20 protein-coding genes are annotated in these 19,350 nt (G+C 65.9%); 6 read left to right on the top strand and 14 right to left on the bottom strand.

Annotated elements, in window-relative coordinates; all coding sequences use genetic code 11:
* From VP06_RS26840 to VP06_RS39085, 8 genes are all read right to left on the bottom strand, one after another.
* The coding region (locus tag VP06_RS26840; RefSeq protein WP_048466867.1) for a helix-turn-helix domain-containing protein at positions 1–427 on the bottom strand (427 nt) is incomplete at its 3' end.
* Positions 424–741 carry a hypothetical protein gene (locus tag VP06_RS26835; protein WP_048466866.1) on the bottom strand — a complete coding sequence of 106 codons (318 nt, stop codon included), beginning with the start codon at positions 739–741 and terminating at the stop codon, positions 424–426. The genes VP06_RS26835 and VP06_RS26840, both read right to left, overlap by 4 nt.
* 3 nt (positions 742–744) lie before the next feature.
* Positions 745–1,125 carry a transcriptional regulator gene (locus tag VP06_RS35375; protein ID WP_082167651.1) on the bottom strand — a complete coding sequence of 127 codons (381 nt, stop codon included), beginning with the start codon at positions 1,123–1,125 and terminating at the stop codon, positions 745–747.
* A complete protein-coding gene (locus VP06_RS33900) occupies positions 1,122–1,715 on the bottom strand; it encodes a hypothetical protein (RefSeq protein ID WP_053082050.1) in 594 nt (197 codons plus the stop codon). The genes VP06_RS35375 and VP06_RS33900 overlap by 4 nt, the downstream gene beginning before the upstream one ends.
* Positions 1,712–2,473 (bottom strand): AAA family ATPase, encoded by a 762-nt coding sequence (locus tag VP06_RS26825; RefSeq protein WP_048466865.1) that lies wholly within the window; start codon positions 2,471–2,473, stop codon positions 1,712–1,714. Before VP06_RS26825 ends, VP06_RS33900 begins: the two co-directional genes overlap by 4 nt.
* 57 nt (positions 2,474–2,530) lie before the next feature.
* The gene (locus VP06_RS26820) at positions 2,531–4,747 is read right to left on the bottom strand and encodes a DDE-type integrase/transposase/recombinase (RefSeq protein WP_048466864.1); all 2,217 of its coding nucleotides are present in this window, start codon (positions 4,745–4,747) and stop codon (positions 2,531–2,533) included.
* Entirely contained in the window at positions 4,744–5,607 is an 864-nt protein-coding gene (locus VP06_RS26815; protein WP_048466863.1) for a ParB/RepB/Spo0J family partition protein, read from the bottom strand. The genes VP06_RS26820 and VP06_RS26815 overlap by 4 nt, the downstream gene beginning before the upstream one ends.
* A 14-nt stretch (positions 5,608–5,621) precedes the next feature.
* Positions 5,622–5,903: a helix-turn-helix domain-containing protein gene (locus VP06_RS39085; RefSeq protein ID WP_082167649.1), complete on the bottom strand. Its 282-nt coding sequence runs from the start codon at positions 5,901–5,903 to the stop codon at positions 5,622–5,624.
* Between the two features lie 88 nt (positions 5,904–5,991).
* Between VP06_RS39085 and VP06_RS35365 the strand changes: the two genes are divergently transcribed.
* Both VP06_RS35365 and VP06_RS26810 read left to right on the top strand, forming a co-directional pair.
* Complete coding sequence (locus VP06_RS35365; RefSeq protein ID WP_082167648.1) at positions 5,992–6,705, top strand: XRE family transcriptional regulator; 714 nt, start codon at positions 5,992–5,994, stop codon at positions 6,703–6,705.
* Positions 6,706–7,319: 614 nt separating this feature from the next.
* Positions 7,320–7,574: a hypothetical protein gene (locus VP06_RS26810; RefSeq protein WP_048466862.1), complete on the top strand. Its 255-nt coding sequence runs from the start codon at positions 7,320–7,322 to the stop codon at positions 7,572–7,574.
* Positions 7,575–7,927: 353 nt separating this feature from the next.
* Here VP06_RS26810 and VP06_RS26805 read toward each other — a convergent pair whose 3' ends face one another.
* Positions 7,928–9,418, bottom strand: coding sequence for a glycosyltransferase family 2 protein (locus VP06_RS26805; RefSeq protein ID WP_053082049.1), 1,491 nt, complete (start codon positions 9,416–9,418; stop codon positions 7,928–7,930).
* Between the two features lie 293 nt (positions 9,419–9,711).
* Here VP06_RS26805 and VP06_RS26800 point away from each other — a divergent pair, with 293 nt between their 5' ends.
* Positions 9,712–10,539: a transporter substrate-binding domain-containing protein gene (locus VP06_RS26800; RefSeq protein WP_048466861.1), complete on the top strand. Its 828-nt coding sequence runs from the start codon at positions 9,712–9,714 to the stop codon at positions 10,537–10,539.
* 9 nt (positions 10,540–10,548) lie between these two features.
* Here the strand turns inward: VP06_RS26800 and VP06_RS26795 are convergent, their stop codons facing one another.
* Together VP06_RS26795 and VP06_RS26790 are read right to left on the bottom strand one after the other, a co-directional pair.
* Complete coding sequence (locus tag VP06_RS26795) at positions 10,549–11,337, bottom strand: SDR family NAD(P)-dependent oxidoreductase (protein ID WP_048466860.1); 789 nt, start codon at positions 11,335–11,337, stop codon at positions 10,549–10,551.
* Between the two features lie 26 nt (positions 11,338–11,363).
* On the bottom strand, positions 11,364–12,146 hold the full coding sequence (locus VP06_RS26790; protein WP_048466859.1) for an SDR family NAD(P)-dependent oxidoreductase: 783 nt from the start codon (positions 12,144–12,146) through the stop codon (positions 11,364–11,366).
* A gap of 294 nt (positions 12,147–12,440) precedes the next feature.
* Here VP06_RS26790 and VP06_RS26785 point away from each other — a divergent pair, with 294 nt between their 5' ends.
* Positions 12,441–13,466, top strand: a complete 1,026-nt coding sequence (locus VP06_RS26785) for an LLM class flavin-dependent oxidoreductase (RefSeq protein ID WP_048466858.1) — start codon at positions 12,441–12,443, stop codon at positions 13,464–13,466.
* A gap of 191 nt (positions 13,467–13,657) precedes the next feature.
* Here the strand turns inward: VP06_RS26785 and VP06_RS36725 are convergent, their stop codons facing one another.
* The 3 genes from VP06_RS36725 to VP06_RS36720 form a co-directional block, all read right to left on the bottom strand.
* A complete protein-coding gene (locus VP06_RS36725; RefSeq protein ID WP_156295791.1) occupies positions 13,658–14,476 on the bottom strand; it encodes a hypothetical protein in 819 nt (272 codons plus the stop codon).
* A gap of 51 nt (positions 14,477–14,527) precedes the next feature.
* Positions 14,528–15,754, bottom strand: a complete 1,227-nt coding sequence (locus tag VP06_RS26780) for a glycosyltransferase family protein (protein WP_048466857.1) — start codon at positions 15,752–15,754, stop codon at positions 14,528–14,530.
* A gap of 227 nt (positions 15,755–15,981) precedes the next feature.
* Positions 15,982–16,497, bottom strand: a complete 516-nt coding sequence (locus tag VP06_RS36720) for a hypothetical protein (protein ID WP_156295790.1) — start codon at positions 16,495–16,497, stop codon at positions 15,982–15,984.
* Between the two features lie 491 nt (positions 16,498–16,988).
* Between VP06_RS36720 and VP06_RS26775 the strand changes: the two genes are divergently transcribed.
* Both VP06_RS26775 and VP06_RS26770 read left to right on the top strand, forming a co-directional pair.
* Positions 16,989–18,689, top strand: coding sequence for a lysine--tRNA ligase (locus VP06_RS26775; protein ID WP_048466856.1), 1,701 nt, complete (start codon positions 16,989–16,991; stop codon positions 18,687–18,689).
* Between the two features lie 164 nt (positions 18,690–18,853).
* On the top strand, positions 18,854–19,219 hold the full coding sequence (locus VP06_RS26770; RefSeq protein ID WP_048466855.1) for a hypothetical protein: 366 nt from the start codon (positions 18,854–18,856) through the stop codon (positions 19,217–19,219).
* The last annotated feature ends 131 nt before the right edge of the window (positions 19,220–19,350 follow it).

Below are 19,350 nucleotides of genomic sequence, written 5' to 3'. Positions count from 1 at the left end.
GGCGGGCCGCCGGCTCGTCGGTAGCCGGCAGCGGCGCTGTGAGGACCGCCACGGGCACCGGCGGTGCCGGATGTGGCACAAGCTCCGGCTCCGGCGGTATCGATGCCTCGACGGAGAGCGCGGCTTCAGCCGCATCAATGAGGCCGCCAAGCGCCTTCAGGCGCCCCGCCAGACCTTCATCCATCTTGGCTTTCTCGGTGACAGCGCGAACCGCATGCAAGACCGTGGTATGGTCTCTGTTACCGAAGAACCTGCCAATCTCGGGCAGCGACTTACCGAGATGATGATGTGCGAGGTACATCGCGACCTGACGCGGCCAAACGTCTTCGCTTTTGCGCCCCGCGCCCTTCATCAACACGAGCGTCGTACCCATGTCCTCGGCGACGATCGACGCGATGCGCCGGATGGTAAGACGCGGATCAATCATCGCCCCGCCTCCCGAGTGAAGGCCGTCGGGATCTGGACGACGCGGCCGTCCGGATCGAACGGGGCGGCGAAGCGGGCGAGCTGGCGGCGCTCTACCGGGGTACGGGGCGCGGCAGGCTCTTCCGTGAAGGGCTCCAGCAGGCCGCTGGCCTCCATGCGGCTGCCGAGCATGCCGATCGCCAGGATGGCGTCGGCAATGCCGTCTATGGCCGTCTGGCACATCACCTGGTCGACGAAGGTGCCGCCCTTCGCGGCACCGTCCTCGAAGACGGCAAGCAGCCCCTCCAGGGTGGGCACGGGGTTGTTGATGCGCATGGTTCAAGCACCTTTCAGGCGGGAGTGCGGGCAGCCCGTGCGGCAGGCGCGGTAGACCCGAGCGCGAGCGGCATTCGAGGTGGCGAACGGCATCTTCTGTTCGCTAAGGCAGCGATGGCGGCCGATTTCCCCAAGCACCGGGCAGACCACCACTTCACCCATCAGGGCGCCGCGGATTTTCGCGAACACAGCTTCGTGGTCGCCCGTGTATCGAGCGTTGAGCATGTTACTAACGACGGCACCCGAGTAACCGATCGTCTTGGCTGCTGCGGCCCCGGTATTGCGATCGACGTATGCCGCGAGTTCACGCACCTCGTCTGGCATGGCCTCGCCCCAGGCCGCAGCGGCCCGCTCAAGAGCGGAGAGCTTCCCAGCGACATTCATCGAGCGGCACTCCGACGACGGGCGCGAGGATTGCGATCGATGACGTCGCCCCCGGCCGTTATTGCCGGTGGGGTGGGGCCCGTGTTCATGCCGGGACGGAGGCGGAGAACCTGCCACCGTCCTTGCCTGCCAAGCTCTTGGAGATACCCGGCCTGCCGAAGTTTCCAGCAGAAGATCCGGGCCGTGTCCGAGCTAATCGCCACCTCGTCGGTCGAGGCGAAAGCGGCCAGATCTCGCGTTGTGAACGAGGTCAGACCACGAATGGCAGTCCACATCTGCTGATGAGCCGCGCCGAGCCGCGGAGTACGATCCGGCTTCTCGAAGGGAGCGGTCTCGGGAGCAGTAACCTTAACCGCGTAGAGCTTGAACGGCCGCCCGATTGGCGTCGTCGCCGGTCGCTCGCCGACGATGTCGAGATGCCCGCTGCGGGCGCAGGCGTGGACGTAGCACTCGACGGTATTCTCCACCGCAGCGTTGCAGCGTTCGACGACATCACGGATCGTGAAGCTCCCCGCCCTCCGCGTCAGGGCGCGCATGGCCACCCAGTAGGCATTCGGCCCGCCCGGTCCGATCTGGTGGAGGCGCTTCATGCAACCCTCCGCAGGATGCGGCCGGAACGCACCTTGGGGGCGTCACCGGTGAAGAAGCGACCGTCGTACCCCTCATCCACGGCACTCGCGCCGTGGTGACGAGCCCATTCCGAGATGTGGTCAAGGTTCGTGACGATCCGGCGCGCCCGCCCCTCGCTTCGCTCGCAAACGCGATCCAGCAGGCCGTCGGTCAGTGTCAGTTGCGGCACGTAGAGGTTGGCGAGCTTCCGGGTGTCGTCACGGTCGCACGGTTCGGCCGGAGCCCAATCGAGCACCCGGTTGTGGACGCGCTCGACCTTGACGAGCTTAGAGGGCAATGCCTCTTCGCCGATCAGGACAACGGGTGCTTGGCTGCATTCCGCAACCTCGCGCACCAACTCGATCATGCCCTTGTCGACGAGTTTGTCTGCCTCGTCGATCATCAGCGGGCGGTCGATCTGCTCGCCCAGCAACTCGACAGCCCGCTCCACCATGTCGGCCACGGTTCCGCGTGGAACGATCCCCAGCTCGGTGAGGATGGCCTTCATCAGCGTTTTACGGGTCCAGCTGTCGCCGACCTCGACGCGGATGGCGTTCGTCTTGTTCTGTGCGTAGATCGCCGCCTGGCTCTTCCCGTAGCCGGAAGGGCCGTGCATCACGCCGATATTCGGAAGGTGCGGGCGGCGCTGCTGAAGCTTGCGGACAAGTGCCATCATCGCCCTCACATTCTGAAGGGCAGCGTGGCTCTTGCTATTGTCGTTGGGTCTGTCCGTCGTCATGATGGTGCCATCTCCACTGTGGGCCCCGGTCTTTCGCCGGGGCTTTTCTTTTGTTGATCAGAGCGCCGCCTCTCCGAAGTCGGCATAGAGGTCCTGGAAGGATCGGAACTCGGGGCCGGCCTCGTAGCCGCCGAGCCAGAGAGCGTCGGCGGTCTCGATCTCTTCGCCACGCTCCAGTCGCGCGCGCAGATCGAGTGCCCGCCGGAACCGAAGCTGTGGGGTGTCTCCGCGTCGAAGCGGCTGGACGTTCGGCCGGGGAGCGGCGGCTCCGGCGAGATCCGCCTCAATCTCGGCCTGGAGCGCCGCTTCGGCGGCCGGGAGGGGAGGGCGAGCCGCAGGAGCGGGGGGCTCCGCGAACACCTCTGCGGCGGCGGTGAGCTGCGGCGTGCTGTGGACGTCGCTCGGCCGCGGGAAGGCGACGACCTTGCTCGCCGCAGTGTTCGCCCGTCCGAGGATCACGTCCGCGAAGTCGCGGGGCTTGATCGACTTGGCTTCCCGCCTGATCTCCGCAGTGCGCTCGTCGATCAGCGACTTGCGTGCTTCCTTCGCCAGGGCGACCGCCTCGGCCGGATCAATGCCGAGAATTTCGGGGCATAGGGCCTCGCCCAGGTACTCGCCGCCATCGAGGGCGAAGAGGTAGGCGCGGCCCATGTCAGCAGGGTCCATCCGCACGAACACCTGTGTGTCCGGCAGTACCTGCGGGGCGTGGTAGAACGAACCCTCGATCCGGACACCCTGCTTGCCGACGGTCCGGACACCGTCCTTCCCGGCAACTGGCGCCAGCAAAAGGTCCAGGACACGCACATCCTCGATCCTGCGGATCGGACCGGTGTAGGAGGAGGCGGCGCCGTAGGGCGTATGAACGCGAAGGTCAGCGCGGCCCCGGAGCCCTGCATGCGCCCGGTGCGCATAGCGGTTTTCGGCCCAGGCGTCGCAATAGCCCTGAAGATCGGATCCGGTCAGCTCGACACAGAACGCCTTGGCGGCATCCTGATCGCCGAGCCGGGCCGAGAAGGCGCGCCTCGCCTCGATCACCTTCCGATCGGCGACGCTGTGCCCAATAAAGCCTGGTAGGAGCGGGCCCAGATCTCGCTGAAACGTGCCGACCACACGCTCCACGAATGGCTTGTCCTCCGGGGTGAAGGCCGGTGACAGCGTGTGCTCGATCCCAAGGGATGCCAGCAGGCGCTGGCTGGCTTTGGCCGTGAAGTCCGACCCGTTATCGGTCTTGACCGTCTCGGGCACGCCCCAAGCCAGAATTGCTCGGCGCAACAGCAAGCCGACCGCCTCAGCGCGGGGCGTCTTCGAGACGTAGACGACGACGCGGCGCGACCAGATGTCGATTGCCAGGTAGACTGAATGTCGGCCATCTACGCAGAGCGCGTCCATCGGCGAGGCGTCGATCTGCCAGACCTCGTTAAGGCGGGTGACAGTTGAAGCTGTATTATTGCCGGCGAGTTTGTACCGGCTCTTGTAGGCGTCTGGATTGGTGATTGCAGTGAGAGCAACCTTTTCAGTTTCCCTCCACCGGCGCAGCGCATCCTGCACGGTACGGATCGGCGGTAACGGGACGGTCTTAACCTCGCCGCCCGAACGCACGACGGTCAGGGTTTCGCCGAAGCGCTGGCGCAGCAGCTCGCGCACATGGTCGGCCGAGAGATGCGGCTGACGGGCGATCACCGCGAGGGCATAGACCCGCACTTGGCCGCCTTCTGCCGTATCGAGCACGCCGAGGCCGCGCCGGGCGGCGCCGCGATCTACTGCGAGGGAGGCCGTGCGACCGTCGCGCGCGGCTGCGCGCCACCTCTTCAGGCTGCGGGCGGTGAGCGCGGGCACCCGGGCGCGAACCCACGGCGGGACATGGAGCCGGCCCGCGGCGTAATCTGCCACAGTGAGGAGATCGGCGTGCTCGCGTGGCAGCTTCGCGCTTGCGAAGATGCGCTCGGCTGCCGCTAGGATCGCCAGCCGGGCATCACGAGCCTCCGCCGCATCGTCGCGCATGGACGTTGCGGCCGGCTCCGCCTCGGCGGCCTCGGCGACATCTACCGGCACTGCCTCGGGCATGAGCCGCGCGACGTAGGCTCGGCGCGCGTCGGGCGGCAGCAGATCGAGGTGGTATTCCAGGCCGCCCCCAACCCCGCGACGGGGGCGCCAGAGCCCGGCACGCCGGGTCCAACCTGAGACCTCGGCATACGCATTGACATTGCGCTTCGTCGCCGGGAGGCCGGGGAGGGCGAGGTCGGCTATCTCGGCGGCGGTGAGCCAGAGCTTCATGCGCCAGCCTTCCGATCAGCCACGAGGCCGGCGTGCTCCATGAAGCGCTTGCGCCCCTTGGCATCGAGCCTCTGCCAGTTCGAGACGATGCGGCGAAACAGCTCCTCCTGGGGATCACCCTCGCCGGTTGGGGCATCACCCGCCGCGATCCGTGCCTTGGCGACCGTATCGGCAGTCCCATCGATCAGGAGCTTGGCGAGCCGAACCTGTCGTTCGGTGGGCTGTGCCGCGAGGCGCTGCAATTCGGAATTGTTGCGAGCAATGCTCGATCCTCGAAGCAGACGGATCGCCTCGGGATCGAGGGACGCGGACAGAGCAAGAGCGTACTTGACCGTGCGCTCGCCGAGCCCGCACTTCTCAGCCATCTCGTCGGTGAAGCGACGCGGACCAAAGTGCAAACTTTGCCTTTTGACCGCTCCTTTCGACCGCCGGTCGCCTCCACGACCGGCATCCGGGTTAAGCAACTCCCAAACACGCTTGTGCTCGGCGATGAACAGCGCCCTGTCGAGGGCGTTCAGGTCATGCCGAACCAGGTTCTCCTGAACCTCAGCCAGACGCGCCTGAAGAGCATCGTAAGTGCTGATTTCAGCCCGGATCGAAACGCGGCCCAGCAGCCGGTACGCGGCGACACGGTGACCGCCGGCGACCAAAGCATAAGATTGAACGATACCCTCGCGAGCATCCGGGCGGCGCAGAACGACCGGCGGCATTCGCGCGCCTTGATCTATTGATGCCGCCATGGCCTCGGCCCAAGCAGGCTCGATCTCTCGAAGGCGATTTCCGTCGTAGATGTCGGCCAGCAGGACGTCTTCGATCGGAAACGAAAGCTCGGACGACGCTGCGGTGAGGGGCATGTCCATAGGACGCATCACCTCTAAGCCGCCGATTTCTGAGCAGCGCCCTGGAGCGGCTTGAGGGTACCGCCTGGGCCATACCAGTGTGGCCACAGCTCTTCGACTGGGACGCCCAGGAACTCAGCCACGATCCGCTGCCCCTTGGGCCAGCGCTTGTAGAAGACGGACCGCAACACTCCCGGCTTGAAGCCGTGCTTGCGGCTCAGGGATGCCATCGTCGCGTCCCGTTTCCGGATCGCGGCGAGAATGTCCTGTTGGTGCCAGCCAGGCCCTGTAGGGGCATCCCCTTGCCTACGCGCCATGAAATCTTAACCTCGCATCAGAGACTCTGTAGCGTGAATGTGCCGGATGTGGCACGGCGCGTCAATCCACATGTGGCAGAATTGATCGATGGCGCGGCAACCTCAACCACATGCGGAACTGACGGCTCTTCAAGCCCGGCTGCGAGCTGCGATAGATAAATTTCCCAGAGCACAAGATTTCGCAGATAAAGCTGGGATCCCTCTGACCACGATCAACAAATATCTTGCAGGAACACAGCCTGGGCCGACGGCGCTCATCAAAATAGCTAAAGCGGCAGAGACGACGGTGGACTACCTGATCGGGAATTCCACAAACGGTATGGCGCTAAATGTCTCGGCCCAGCACCCAGTAGCAACTGATGGCCTATCCAACGTCCCGGAGGGCTTCGTGGCCGTCCCGTTCCTCGAAGTGCGAGCGTCGGCAGGGCGAGGCCGGGCGAGCTTGCCCGCCGAAACGGTGGCGGCGTCCCACTTCCTCTTCAGCGAGGCCTGGCTTCGATCTCTCGGCGTGTCCCCGCACAACGCGGAACTGCTTCAAGCTCAAGGCGACAGCATGCATCCGACGATCCAAGACGGAGACCTGATGCTAGTCGATCGCAGCTATGGGGAAGTCGTGCACGGGAAGATCTACGCGCTCGTTGTCAACGATCTTGTGGTGGTCAAGCGAGTGAATTTTCTGGCAATTGGTGGCATGATGCTGATCTCGGATAACGACCGCTATCCTTCGGAGACTGTTAGCCGAGATGAGGTCAGCAGCTTAAGTTTTCAGGGGCGAGTAGCATGGTACGGGCGAGCAATTTGAAGGTGGGGCTTGCAGCCTCAGTAGTCCTTGGCAGCTTTACTTTGGGGGCTCTTGCGGAGACATTAACTAGAGAAGAAATTTTGAAGGTCATATCATCTGTAAAAGGTATCCTTAAGGACCCTAATTCTGCCCAGTTTGGGGATAAGATTTACTTGGCGCGGTCCTCAGGAAAGCTAACTGTGTGTGGGACTGTAAATGCTCGCAACAGTTACGGCGGATATAGCGGCTACTCTCCATTCATTGTCGTATTTGAACCGGGAACTTTGCCTGATGCTGCTGTAGGATCTATACAAAACAATGGCTTCGAAAACCCCATTGTGATACTTTGCCGACAAGCTGGCGTTCCGATTTAATTCTATAAGCTGGTTGTTTACTCTCAAGGTCACACTCGCCGCAAACATATCGTTCGCCTGAGCACAGTGAGATCTTGAGGGTATACCCTCAGATGTTTGATTATGCATATAAAATCAAGATTTTGTTGAACCACCATAGCCCCGGCAGGCTCACCCGACGGCCAGGCGCTATCCACACTCATCCACAGCCCATCCACTGGAAGACCGCTTGTTCTATTTTTGTTCTCGTACCACCATGCGCTGCAACTCTGAGGAGGCAGCATGTCGAAGGGTCTCAAGCCTACGTTTCTGGTGCAGTCGTTCCGGGAGAAGGGCAGAGGGCTGGAGGCCGACCCTCCGCAGACCGCATCCGACGAGGCTCACGCCCTGCGCAAGGTCGAGCGCATAGCAATGGGCAAGGCTGGCGCGGTGGCCATTCGCCAGGATGGCCACCCTGGACTGGGTGAATTTGAAGAGCCGGTGGTCCTAAAGGTGATTGGCCGCGTGCCTCCCGCTTTCAGGGAGCTTCCCTTCTAAGGACCGGCGCTCGACGCCTCGGCGTTGAAAGGCCATTCAAGGCCGACGGGCCGCGTGTAGCTACCCGCCTTCACGCGGTCTCGACAGCCCAGAAAGCATCCCACTTCGCATCCCACTTCGCTCGGATGCCTCTTCGGCTATCAGCTTGAAATGGCCTCGTTTTCGTGGTTTTCCGCTCAGGTGACAGCGCCTGTGCCAATCATCCCACTTAGAAGGAGCTGCGCAGCTCGCACACAGGGGCGAAGACACCGTGCCTCAATGAGGTTTCTTCGGTTCCGGGCCATTTGATCCTGCGCGTCAGCGATACGCATCTCGTCGCCTATCGTGGGCTAAGTCACTGGCGATGCCGCGGATTAGCCGCAAAATCCCGCTCGATCCCGGATAATCCCGGCCCTGCCATATGATCCTGCACACCACAGCAGGGCCCGGACGGGATGCCGGCTGTGGGTGATGGTGGTCTGGACGAAGCCCTTCATCCAGCGGGTGCGCTGGCGCAGCCAGGGCCGGATGCGGGCCGGCGCCTCCTCCAGGGTCGAGAGCGGCAGGTCGCCGACCCGATACCCGGCGAGCGAGAGGCGAAGGCCGAGATCGGCATCCTCGGTGACGTTCCAGGCGTCCCAGCCGTGCAGCTCGCGCAAGGTCTGGGTGCGGAAATGGGTGGTCGTGCCGCCGAGCGGCACCGGCAGGTGCGCGGCCGTCAGCAGCGGCAGCAGCACGTCGAACAGGGCCGCGTATTCGAGGGTGAAGCAGCGGGTCAGCCAGGAATCGTTCGTGTTGTCGATCACCAGCCGGCCCTGCAAGCAGGCGAGCCGCGGCGAGCCGGCGCGGAACAGGGCGGCGGCTGCCTTGAGCTGGCCGGGATCCGGCACGTCCTCGGCATCGTAGACCACCAGATGCTCGCCGCGGGCGAGCGGCAGGGCGACGTTGAGGGCGCGCGGCTTGGTGCGGGGCAGGCCGGCGGGCGCCGTCACCACCTCGAACCGCGCCGGGAGCGGAACGGCCGCCAGGGCCGCCGCGGTGGCGTGGTCGTCGGCCTCGATCACGAATTTCAGGTCGAGCTTGGAGGCCGGGTAGTCGAGGCGGGCGAGCGCCCGCACGAGGCGCGGCACCACCTTCGTCTCGCGGTAGAGCGCCACCAGCACGGTGTAGACCGGCAAGTCCGGATCCGGCGGGGGAGGGCGCTCCGGCAGGCGCGCGGGCCGCAGCAGCGGGGGGGCGAGGCGGAAGACGATCACCGCCAGCACCGCGACGTTGATGAGCGCCAGGAGGACGAGTTGCAGCCAGGGCGACGCCTCGACGAGCCACAGGGCCGCCGCGAGGCCGAGCAGCAGGACGAGAACCTGCCCCGGATGCAGCCCGGGGCGGTAGGCCCAGTCGGGCGCGCGCACCTCCAGCGCCTCGGCGGCCCGGGCGGCGGCCCGGGGCCCGGCGGTGGCGAGCACGGCGCCGGCGAGGGCCGCCGGCGTGGTGAAGACGGCCGAGGGCGGCGCCCCGATGGCGAGGAGCCCCGCCACCGCCCCGGGCGGCGGGGCCAGAAAAACCTCGCCCTCGGCACCGACGGCGGCGCCGAGGCGGATGTCGTCGGGAAAGCGCGCCGTCGGATGCAGGACGAGGCCGCTGCCGCGGAACGGCCGGCCGAGCGCCCGGGCGAGGGCGGCGTAATAGCCGGCCTCGCTCATCAGGCCGGTCCGCAGCAGGGCCGCCGCCGGTTCCGTGCCCTCCTGGCTCGCCAGAAGGGCGGCGTCGCGGACGAGGGCGAGGTCGACGCCCTGGCCGAGCAGGAAGGCGAGTTCGCCCGGCAAGGTGATCGCGGCGCCCTGCGGAGACCGGACCTCGACGAACATCGGCGTGCCCTCGCGATGCCGGGTCCCGCCGGCGGAGGTTCGTGGTAGGAGAGCCTATGGTTCTCTCCGATTGCGCGACAGCGTCGCGCCCCTCCGTCCGCGGATTCCTTGCGAGCGTGGCGCGGATGCCTCAGCGGCAGGCCCGGCCCGGGCCGGCGGCTGCCGTGATGCGGGCGGCCTTGCTAAGCGGATTTCGCCGACGTGGTCACCGGTTCGGCGGCAAAAATCTGCGATCAAACAAGGCCCTAAGCAGACGAAGCGTTGGCCTGCCAATGCAAGTCTGCTTGGGGCGGATGGCCGTCCTGGCACAGGTGGCGTTCGTGATGCTGGCGGCCGTCCCGGCCCTGGCCGCCGAGGCGGTGACGATCCCGAACTTCTGGAACCCCCGCGCCCGGCTGGAACGGCCCGAGCCGCCGCAGACCACGCGGCCGGTGCGGTTCCTCACCGACGACGAGTACCCGCCGCTGCATTTCGCCGGGCCGGACGGCAACCCGACGGGTTTTTCGGTCGAGCTCGCCCGGGCGGCCTGCGAGAAGCTCGGGATGACCTGCACCGTGCAGGTGCGCCGCTTCGACACGCTGCTCGACGCGCTCCAGGCCAATCAGGGCGACGTGGTGGCGGCCGCGATCCCGCTCTCCGCCTCCCTCAGGGCCGGCTACCGGGCGACCCGGCCGTATTTCCGCTGGCCGGCCCGCTTCGTGGTGCGCGGCGACAAGAGCCTGCCGGCGCCCGACGTGAAGGCGGTGTCCGAGCACCCCACCGGGGTGGTCTCGGGCACGGCGCACGAGGCGTATCTCCGCACCTTCTTCCACGCGACGCCGAAGACCTACCCGGATCTCGGCGCCGCCGAGGCGGCCCTGCGCCGGGGCGAGATCGCGTATCTGTTCGGCGACGGGCTGGCGCTCGCTCTCTGGATCGGCGGCACCGAGGCGGCGGGCTGCTGCGCCTTCTCGGGCGGCGACTATCTGGAGAACCGCTATTTCGGCGAGGGCATCGGCTTCGTCACCCGCAAGGAGGACGAGGTTCTGGCCCGTGCCCTCGACGACGCGCTCCAGCGGCTATGGGACGAGGGAAAATATGCGGAGCTGTACCTGCGGTTCTTCCCGGTCGGTCCGTTCTGAGCCAAAGCCTCACGCCTTCCGCGGCACGAAGGGATGCGTGCTCGACAAACCGCCATCGACCGCCAGCGCCTGGCCGTTGACGTAGGACGCCTCCTCGCTCGCCAGGAACACGGCCGCGGCGGCGATCTCCTCGGGGATGCCCGCCCGGCGCTGCGGGTTGAGCTGGCCGATGCGGTCCCCCTTGCCCTTCGCCCGCGCCGCCGCGAACAGGCCCGCCGTCATCCCGGTCTCGATCAGGCCGGGGCAGACGGCGTTGATCCGCAGGCCCGTGCCCGCGAAGGCGTCGGCCGCGGTCTGGACCAGGCTGATCACCCCGGCCTTGCTCGCGCTGTAGGCGGCGCCCGCCGCGTTGGCGCGCAAGCCCGCCACCGAGGCGGTGCAGACGATTGCCCCGCCGCCATGGCGCAGGAGGAGCGGAGCCCCGTGCTTGATCGCCAGGAAGGCGCCGATCAGGTTGACGCGCAGCACCTCCTCCCAGAGGTCCACGCTCTGCTCGGTGAACGGCACGGTGCCGCCGCCGATCCCCGCATTGGCGTGGATCGCGTCGAGCCGGCCGAAGGCCCGCTCTGCCGCGGCGAGGACGCCGGTCACGTCGGCCTCGCGGCCGGCATCCGCCGTCAGCGCCAGGGCCCGGCCGCCTTCCGCCGCGACGAGGGCCGCGGTCTCCTCGGCGCCGGCGGCGTCGCGGTCGACCACCGCGACGGCCGCGCCCTCGCGCGAGAAGGACAGGGACGAGGCGCGGCCAATGCCGCTGCCGGCGCCCGTGACGAGGACGGCCTTCGCCGTGAATCGTGCCATTGCAGCCTCCTCGGGCCCGGATCGTCTCACGCGACCGTGTAGCCGCCGTCGATCACCAGCACCTGTCCGGTCTGGTAGGCCGACGCCCCGCTCATCAGGTAGACGGCGATCCCGCCGAAGTCCTCCGGCCGGCCGAAGCGCCGGGCGGGAATGCGCGGCAGGTTGAACGTGACGAACTTCTCGTTCGCCAGGAGGCCGGCGGTCATGTCGCTCTCGATCCAGCCCGGCAGGATCGCGTTCGCGGTCACGCCGTAGCGGGCAAGCTCCACCGCCAGCGCCCGCACCATCGCGTTGAGCGCGCCCTTGGTGGCACCGTAATGCTCGTTGCGCGCCGCCCCCAGGAGCGAGGCGACGCTCGACGTGGCGACAAGCCGCCCGAAGGCGTCGCCCTTGCCGGCCCGCTCGGCCATGTGCTTAGCCGCGACCTGGAAGCTCGCCACCACCCCGTCGAGGTTGACCGCGAAGGTTTTTCGCCATTCCTCCGCGTCCCGCTCCAGGAACGAGCGCCGCCCGCCCCCGGCCACGCCGGCATTGGCGAACATCCCGTCGACCCGGCCGAACCGGGCCAGCGTCGCGTCGAAGGCGCGCTGCACCGCGTCCGGATCGGCCACGTCGCAGATCTCGGCCGCGGCCGGGCTGCCGGTGGCGGCGAGGTGGTCGAGGGCGCTCCGGTTCTTCTCCGCGTCGCGGCCCCAGATCGAGACCGCGCAGCCGGCCCCGGCGAGCGCCTCCGCCATCCCGAGCCCGATGCCGCCATTGCCGCCGGTGACCACCGCCACCCGGCCGGTGAGATCGAACAATCCCGCCATGGATCCTCCCCGGATCGCCCGTCTCAGTCTCGCTGCTGTTGCGGGCGGAGGTGCAGCATCGGGCAATCGGCAGGACGCGGCAAGGTTCGCTTTCGAACAGCCGGGATGAACGAGGCCCATCGCTCTGCCGCGCTCTCGGAAGCGGCGGTATGTCGGGGCGGTGCGGTCGGACATCCGCCGCCCGCGCAGCCGGTGCATGTCACGCATCGGCCTCACGCGCTTGCATCCGCTGCCATCAGCCCAAATCTTGGACGCCAGCAGGGGACACGCACTCACAACCTCCGGGACCCGTCGATGCCGCCACTCTCCATCCTTGACCTGGCGCCTATCCCGCAGGGATCCACGCCCGGCGACGCCTTGCGCAACACGCTCGACCTCGCCCAGCACGCCGACCGCTGGGGCTTCACCCGCTACTGGGTCGCCGAGCACCACAACATGACCGGCATCGCCAGCGCGGCGACCTCCGTGGTGGTGGGCTACATCGCCGGGGGCACGCACCGGATCCGGGTCGGCGCCGGCGGCATCATGCTGCCGAACCATTCCCCGATGGTGATCGCCGAGCAGTTCGGCACGCTGGCCGAGCTTTATCCGGGCCGCATCGACCTCGGCCTCGGCCGGGCGCCCGGCACCGACCAGCGCACCCTGCGGGCCTTGCGGCGCGACCCGTCAGCCTCCGACCACTTCCCGCAGGACGTCCTCGAACTCCAGACCCTCCTCGGGCCCCTCGATGCCGGCCGCGTCATCCAGGCGGTACCGGGCACCAACACCAACGTCCCGTTGTGGATCCTCGGCTCGAGCCTGTTCGGGGCGCAGCTCGCCGCGATGCTGGGGCTGCCCTACGCCTTCGCGTCGCATTTTGCCCCGGACGCCCTGATGCAGGCGCTCGACGTCTACCGCGCCCGCTTCGAGCCCTCAGGCCAGCTTGCGAAGCCCCATGCGATGGTCGGCGTCAACGTGATCGCGGCGGAGACCGACGGCGAGGCGCGCCGGCTGTTCACCTCGGCGCAGCAGGCGTTCACCAACATCTTCCGCGGCACGCGCGGCCAGTTGCCGCCGCCGATCGACGACATCGAGACCTACTGGTCGGGCCACGAGAAACTGCAAGCCGCTGGCATGCTGGCCTGCTCGGTGGTCGGCTCGCCCGAGACGGTGCGCCAGGGCCTCGCGGCGATCGCGGCCCGCACGGGGGCCGACGAGCTGATGGTGGCCGCCGCGATCTACGACCACCGGGCGCGCCTGCGCTCCTACGAGATCCTGGCGGACCTGATGAAGGCGGACCGAGCGTCGGACGTGCCCAGGAAGGAACTGACCGGCGTGTGAGGATCCGCGGACAGCGATCCGGCAAGCCGTCGCGGCCCCCACCCCTCAAGGCCGCGACGGTCTCGACGCAGGCGAACGCCGGTGCGTCGGCTGCGTGTGAGGCATCTCACGAGACTGCTCTCGTCTTTGAAAAGTATCGGCCCAAAAGCATTTTCTACGGCGAACCGGGATCCACGTCGTCGGAAAATGCTCTAGCGATTGGGGTCGTGCGATGACATGTTGGTGTCATTGAACTTGCCTTCCACCGACAGGTAGATGTGGCCGGCAAGCGCGTGATACAACGGCATCTGGAAATGCGGCCAGTCTTCCTGTCCATTTGTCAAGTCATCGCGAACATTAAGAGGGGAAAAGATATTGATATCTTCACCTCTGCATATTTTCGTGAATTCTGGATAAAATCCGAATATCCGCTGGTAGCGTTCCTGATGTTCCGTGCTGGAGCAATAGTGATAGCTGAGAAAAAAGATCTTCGCATTGGGCTGGCGTTCGCGAATCCATTTGTAGATCGCAAGCCAGTTGCGTGCCGACTCCTCAGGAGAGAGGAACTCTGTGTGATAATATCGATCGGCGATCTGCTCGCTATCCTTGTAGAAGGACGCATTCAGGAAGAGAGGACGGGTTTGATCGGGGTCTTCGAATCGATCATAAACAAGTTTGGCTGCGACATCCATGAAATTATCGAGAAGAATGACGTCCCACGGGTCGCGATTGATGTATTCGATAAAATTACCGTATGTTTCCTTGTTGCTCTGTAGCTCGTGAAGGCCAATCAGATCCCGCGATTGATTTTGAAGAATGAACGCCGCATCGCGCGGCGCGTCCTCCCGCAGTTGGAACGTGCGAGAGAGATCTGCATAAGCCTTTGGAGGGGTCGATTCTTCGATAAAGCATTTTATAAAATAATCTGACCGATTGTGGTGGATGCTGTGTGTCTGCGTCCATCCATAGGTAGATGTCAGGGCTGCGGCAGTCAGATTTGACATGCACGATCCAAAGACGGCAAATTTCATGATGCGGTTCTCAGCGGTGAAAGCTCATCACGTCTCCGGGCATGGCCGGCACTATGACGTGATTTTGAAGTCGCCGAATTTTTCGTTGTTGCCCAAATGGATATGGAGCGAGATGAACAGCCTCCGGTGCCGGATGCCTTCGAGGGCTGGAGAGATGCTGATGGTGGCCGAGTTTTCCTGCATTTCGGGCTGTAGCGTGATGTGATGGTAGAACGGAGCCTCATCGCTCAGCACGATGGCCTTCGTCTGGATGCCGGCGATCGTGCCGCGGACCCTGATCTGCAACTTCCCATCGCGGGCGATCAAATCGGCCAGACATCCCTGCGAGACATCGAAGAAGAGACCCTGTCCCGTGATGAGCGGTTGCCAATCGGTCAGGGCATCACGATTGAGTTGTTCGATCGCCTCCATCTTGTTGCGATGCAGGTCCACGAACGTGGCTTCCTGCTCGGGTGAAAGGGGAGACTTGCGGATTGTTTCGCCGGAGACGCTCAGGGTCGCCGTGCAGATGCTCTCGCGGATGATCGTCCGGAGGTAGGTCTCCGCCGGCACGAACTCGAACAGAGGGTCGAAGTTCAGAAGTGGGCGATCCTTTACTTCAGGCAAGAACGGAATGCCGTTAAATCGCATCCAGTTCATTTGATAGAATGCACAGCGTTGAAGCGAACCCTGCGGTGTTCGCCAGTGAGACAGATGTGCGTTGAAGGCGATCGGCTCCATGGAGATCGCAGCGTGGTCCTTCTCGTAGGGAGGAAGCTGGTCGTTGCCGAGGACGAGCCAGAGATAGTGGAGATGCTGATCGGCGGAAATCTTTGACGTGTCGAACAGAAAACCTTGCCGCGGATGGCGGCTTTCGTCCGCCGAGGTATGGATCAAGCCTGGATCATCGTAGAGCGGCATGTCCATCTCGGCCACCGCCTTGTCGGTCTCAAGGAAGCTTTCGATCGCGCCATCGTAGAAGAACATGATTTCGTCGGCGTCGACACGATACACATACTTGTTCGAACAGGCATCGTATCCTGCCATTCTCTTTTCGATTTCGTTCTTCCAACTTCTAGAGATAATTTTGAAATCGATGCCAGATTTCTCAAGGCTATCATAGACCCTCTGGTCGGACCGCATCGGATCTTTGCCCAGAGCCCTGAGATACGAATCCATCCACTCGTAGGCGCCATCGACGACGATCAGTTCGTCGATGTGATCTTTGATTGACGCCAATGCGTGCGGAAGAATATCCCAATCGTTGTAGATGCTGAGATAGGCGCTGAACTTCGTCATCGTGATTCATCCAAGCCTGAAAATGAGAGGTTCGGTGCGCGAGAGTCGGTCACGTCGGGTCGGGCGGCTTCGCCAGCGACACGTGCGCCAGGGTGAGGACGGGTTCCCGCGGCCCCGCTCGATACCGCGTTTGCCGGCAGGCACCTGCGAGGCGGGCGCGCCGCTCCGGCGTTCGTGCTCGTGCCACCTGAGATCGGATCGGCGATCGCCGTGCATTGACGTGCCGATCACAGGCCGTCGATGGTCGCGGGCGGATCCGGCATCCAGAATCCCAGACGCTGAGTCCGTTCTGGTGCTCGCTGGCTCGATTTGGGACAAGTTGGCGTTCCCATCAGTCGATCGTGCCCGTTCGCGCGCCAGAACGCCAGGGATTGCCGGGCCGGGATATTTTGGGTGGGCACGACCAGGCCAGAGTATTCACGCTGCCGAGCGTGCGGCGCAGGCGCAGTACGGTATCCGCCTCGTGTTCGGCCTGTGCTGGCTTCCTGATTGCACATCGTCGGAAAGCGAACGCCCTCAATCAGGAACCGCTTCGGTGCCTCTCCCGATATCCTGTCCGCCATTGCGATGGACCGTGCGGCACAGGCAGCGACCGAATGGTTCTCGATAGACTGCCCTGCCGGTTGCCTCAAGCCGCGAATACCGCTGGGGCCTGGTCGGTTCGCGGTCTCCTTCCCGCCAAGCCCGGCCACGAGGCCGAGGCGGTGTTCGGAGCCGCTGCGCTCGCCGGCTTCGGCCTTCATCCGATCGCCCCGGAAGGCATCCCAGGGCCATCGGGTGACGTGTCTCGGAGCATGACGAGGAGGCTTGGCAGCCCCGGCCCGCGCGGCGCGAGGTCTTGCCGTCACGTGCGATCACCTCGAGCGACGTCTGGGTCGGCGTCGCAGTCCAGGCCGCAACGCAGCACTGGCCGGCGACAGACAGACGGGCGAGCGTCGTGGGGCCGAGCCGGGCGATGACGGTCACGCCCTCGGCGCCAGACGAGAGGGCCAGCAACGCCAACAGCAGAGCTTCGTCCAGGCGGTACGCGACGTGGCCGGACTGCCGGGGATCGGGCGTGTCCGCGACTCGGAACGTCAACCGCGTCTCACCCCGTCCCGTCACCCGATTGCCCGGCGAAGCGCCGCGTCCCGCGTTGACCCTCGTGGGCGCGGCCCATAGGGTGCCGGGCTCCCGTCCACGCTCACCGGAAGGCCGCCTCCTGCGCGGCCTCGACAGGCCAAACCGCCTCGCCATGTCCGCATCCCGCATCGATCCCGCCCTGGCGGAGGCTGCCGCCTCCGCGTCCGCCTGGCCCTTCGAGGAGGCGCGCAAGCTCGTCGCCCGGCTGGAGCGGACGGGCAAAGGCGAGGTGCTGTTCGAGACCGGCTACGGCCCTTCGGGCCTGCCACATATCGGCACCTTCGGCGAGGTCGCCCGCACCTCGATGGTGCGCCACGCCTTCCGGACGCTGACCAACGACCGCATTCCGACCCGCCTCGTCGCCTTCTCGGACGACCTGGACGGGTTGCGCAAGGTGCCGGAGAACGTGCCCAACAAGGCGCTCCTGGCGGAGAGTCTCAACAAGCCGCTGACCGCGGTGCCGGATCCGTTCGGCACCCATGACAGCTTCGGCGCCCATAACAATGCCGAGTTGCGCCGGTTCCTCGATTCGTTCGGCTTCGACTATGAATTCCTCTCGGCGACCGAGTGCTACCGCTCGGGCCGTTTCGACGCGACGCTGCTCCGGGTGCTGGAGCGCTACGACGCCGTGATGGCGGTGATGCTGCCCTCCCTGCGCGCCGAGCGCTCCGCCTCCTATTCGCCGTTCCTTCCGCTCCACCCGGTCACCGGGCACGTGATGCAGGTGGCGATCGACGAGGTGAAGGTGCCGTCCGGCACCATCGTGTGGCGCGATCCCCAGACAGGCGAGGCTTACGAGACCCCGGTCACCGGCGGGCACGCCAAGCTGCAATGGAAGCCCGACTGGGCGATGCGCTGGGTCGCGCTCGGCGTCGATTACGAGATGGCCGGCAAGGACCTGATCGATTCGGTGAAGCTCTCCGGGCAGATCGCCCGCGCGCTCGGCGCCGAGCCGCCCGAGGGCTTCAACTACGAGCTGTTCCTCGACGAGAAGGGCCAGAAGATCTCGAAGTCGAAGGGCAACGGGCTCACCATCGACGAGTGGCTGGCCTACGGCACGCCCGAGAGCCTCGCCTTGTTCATGTACAACAAGCCGCGGGAGGCCAAGCGGCTGCATTTCGACGTCATCCCGCGCCACGTCGACGATTACCTGTCGTTCCTGGAAAAATTCCCGGGACAAGAGCCGAAGCTGAAGCTCGGAAACCCGGTCTGGCATCTGCATGCCGGCGTGCCGCCCGAGCCGGAGCGGGCGGGGGAGGGCGGGGGAATCCCGTTCGCCATGCTGCTCAACCTCGTGGCGGTGGCCAATAGCGAGGACCCGGCGGTGTTGTGGGGCTTCATCCGCCGCTATGCGCCCGAAGCCTCGCCCGAGACGCATCCGCGCCTCGACCGTCTGGTCCACCACGCCGTGCGCTATTTTCGCGATGTCGTGCGCCCGGCCAAGACCTACCGGGCCGCGAGCGCCGAGGAAGCGGTGGCCCTCGCCGACCTGTCGGAGACGCTGGCCGGTCATGCCGGCTCCACCGATCCGGAAGCCTTGCAGGCGGTGGTCTACGAGGTCGGGCGGCGCCACTTTCCCGACCTGTCGGGCAAGTCGAAGAGCCCGGACGGCCGGCCGGGCGTGTCGCAGACCTGGTTCACCACGCTCTACGGCATCCTGCTCGGCGAGGCGCGGGGCCCGCGCTTCGGCTCCTTCGTCGCCCTCTACGGCGTCGCGGAGACCCGGGCGCTGATCGCCCGCGCCCTGTCGGGCGCCCTCGCCGAGGAGCACGCGGCTTTCCTCGAAAGCCGCAAGGGCCAGGCGGCGGCCTGATCCCGCAGCCACCGATCTCGATCGCCTGACGCCCCGGTCCGGTTCCCGCCCTCGTGGCGGGGACCGCGTTCACGTTGTCCCCATCTCTCCACCCGTTTACCTTGGCATCGGGGAATCAGTGGTGGTATGGAACATATCAGGAACAAACACCCCGGGACATCGCCATGCGCGCCGTGATGCCGCTGCTGCTCATCGCCCTTGCCGGACCGAGCCACGCCTTCGAGGGCGCGCATGCGGCCCGGGAGGCGACGGCGATCGCGCGGCTGAAGGGCTGCCTGGCCCAGGAAGCCGCCGCCGCGCGGATGCGCCACGAGACGGCCGAGCATTTCGCCGTGCGGGCCCAGCATATCTGCCTGCCGGCCAAGCGCGACGCGGCGCGGGCGAAGGCGGTGGCCCTCGTGGCCGCCGGCTTCACCGAGGCACCCGACCTCGTCGGCGCCGTCGAGCAACTGCTCTCCGACCACGAACGGGAGACGGCGGACGCCTATGCCCGCAGCCTCGACCGCCGGCGCGTCGCCGGAACTCCCTGACGGGGCCCCGGCGGCGATGCCGGACTTGATCAACCGGCGCTAACCCTCTAAGCGGGCCGCGCCTTCCGCCCGGCTGGACGTCGTGGGCGGGCTTGCCGCAGGTGATGGATATGGCCAAGGAAAAGTTTTCG

Origin of the sequence: Methylobacterium aquaticum, assembly GCF_001043915.1 — a bacterium.
Classification (GTDB): domain Bacteria; phylum Pseudomonadota; class Alphaproteobacteria; order Rhizobiales; family Beijerinckiaceae; genus Methylobacterium; species Methylobacterium aquaticum.
The sequence above is the reverse complement of the archived record's forward strand: the minus strand, read 5'-3'. Positions and strand labels throughout refer to the sequence as shown.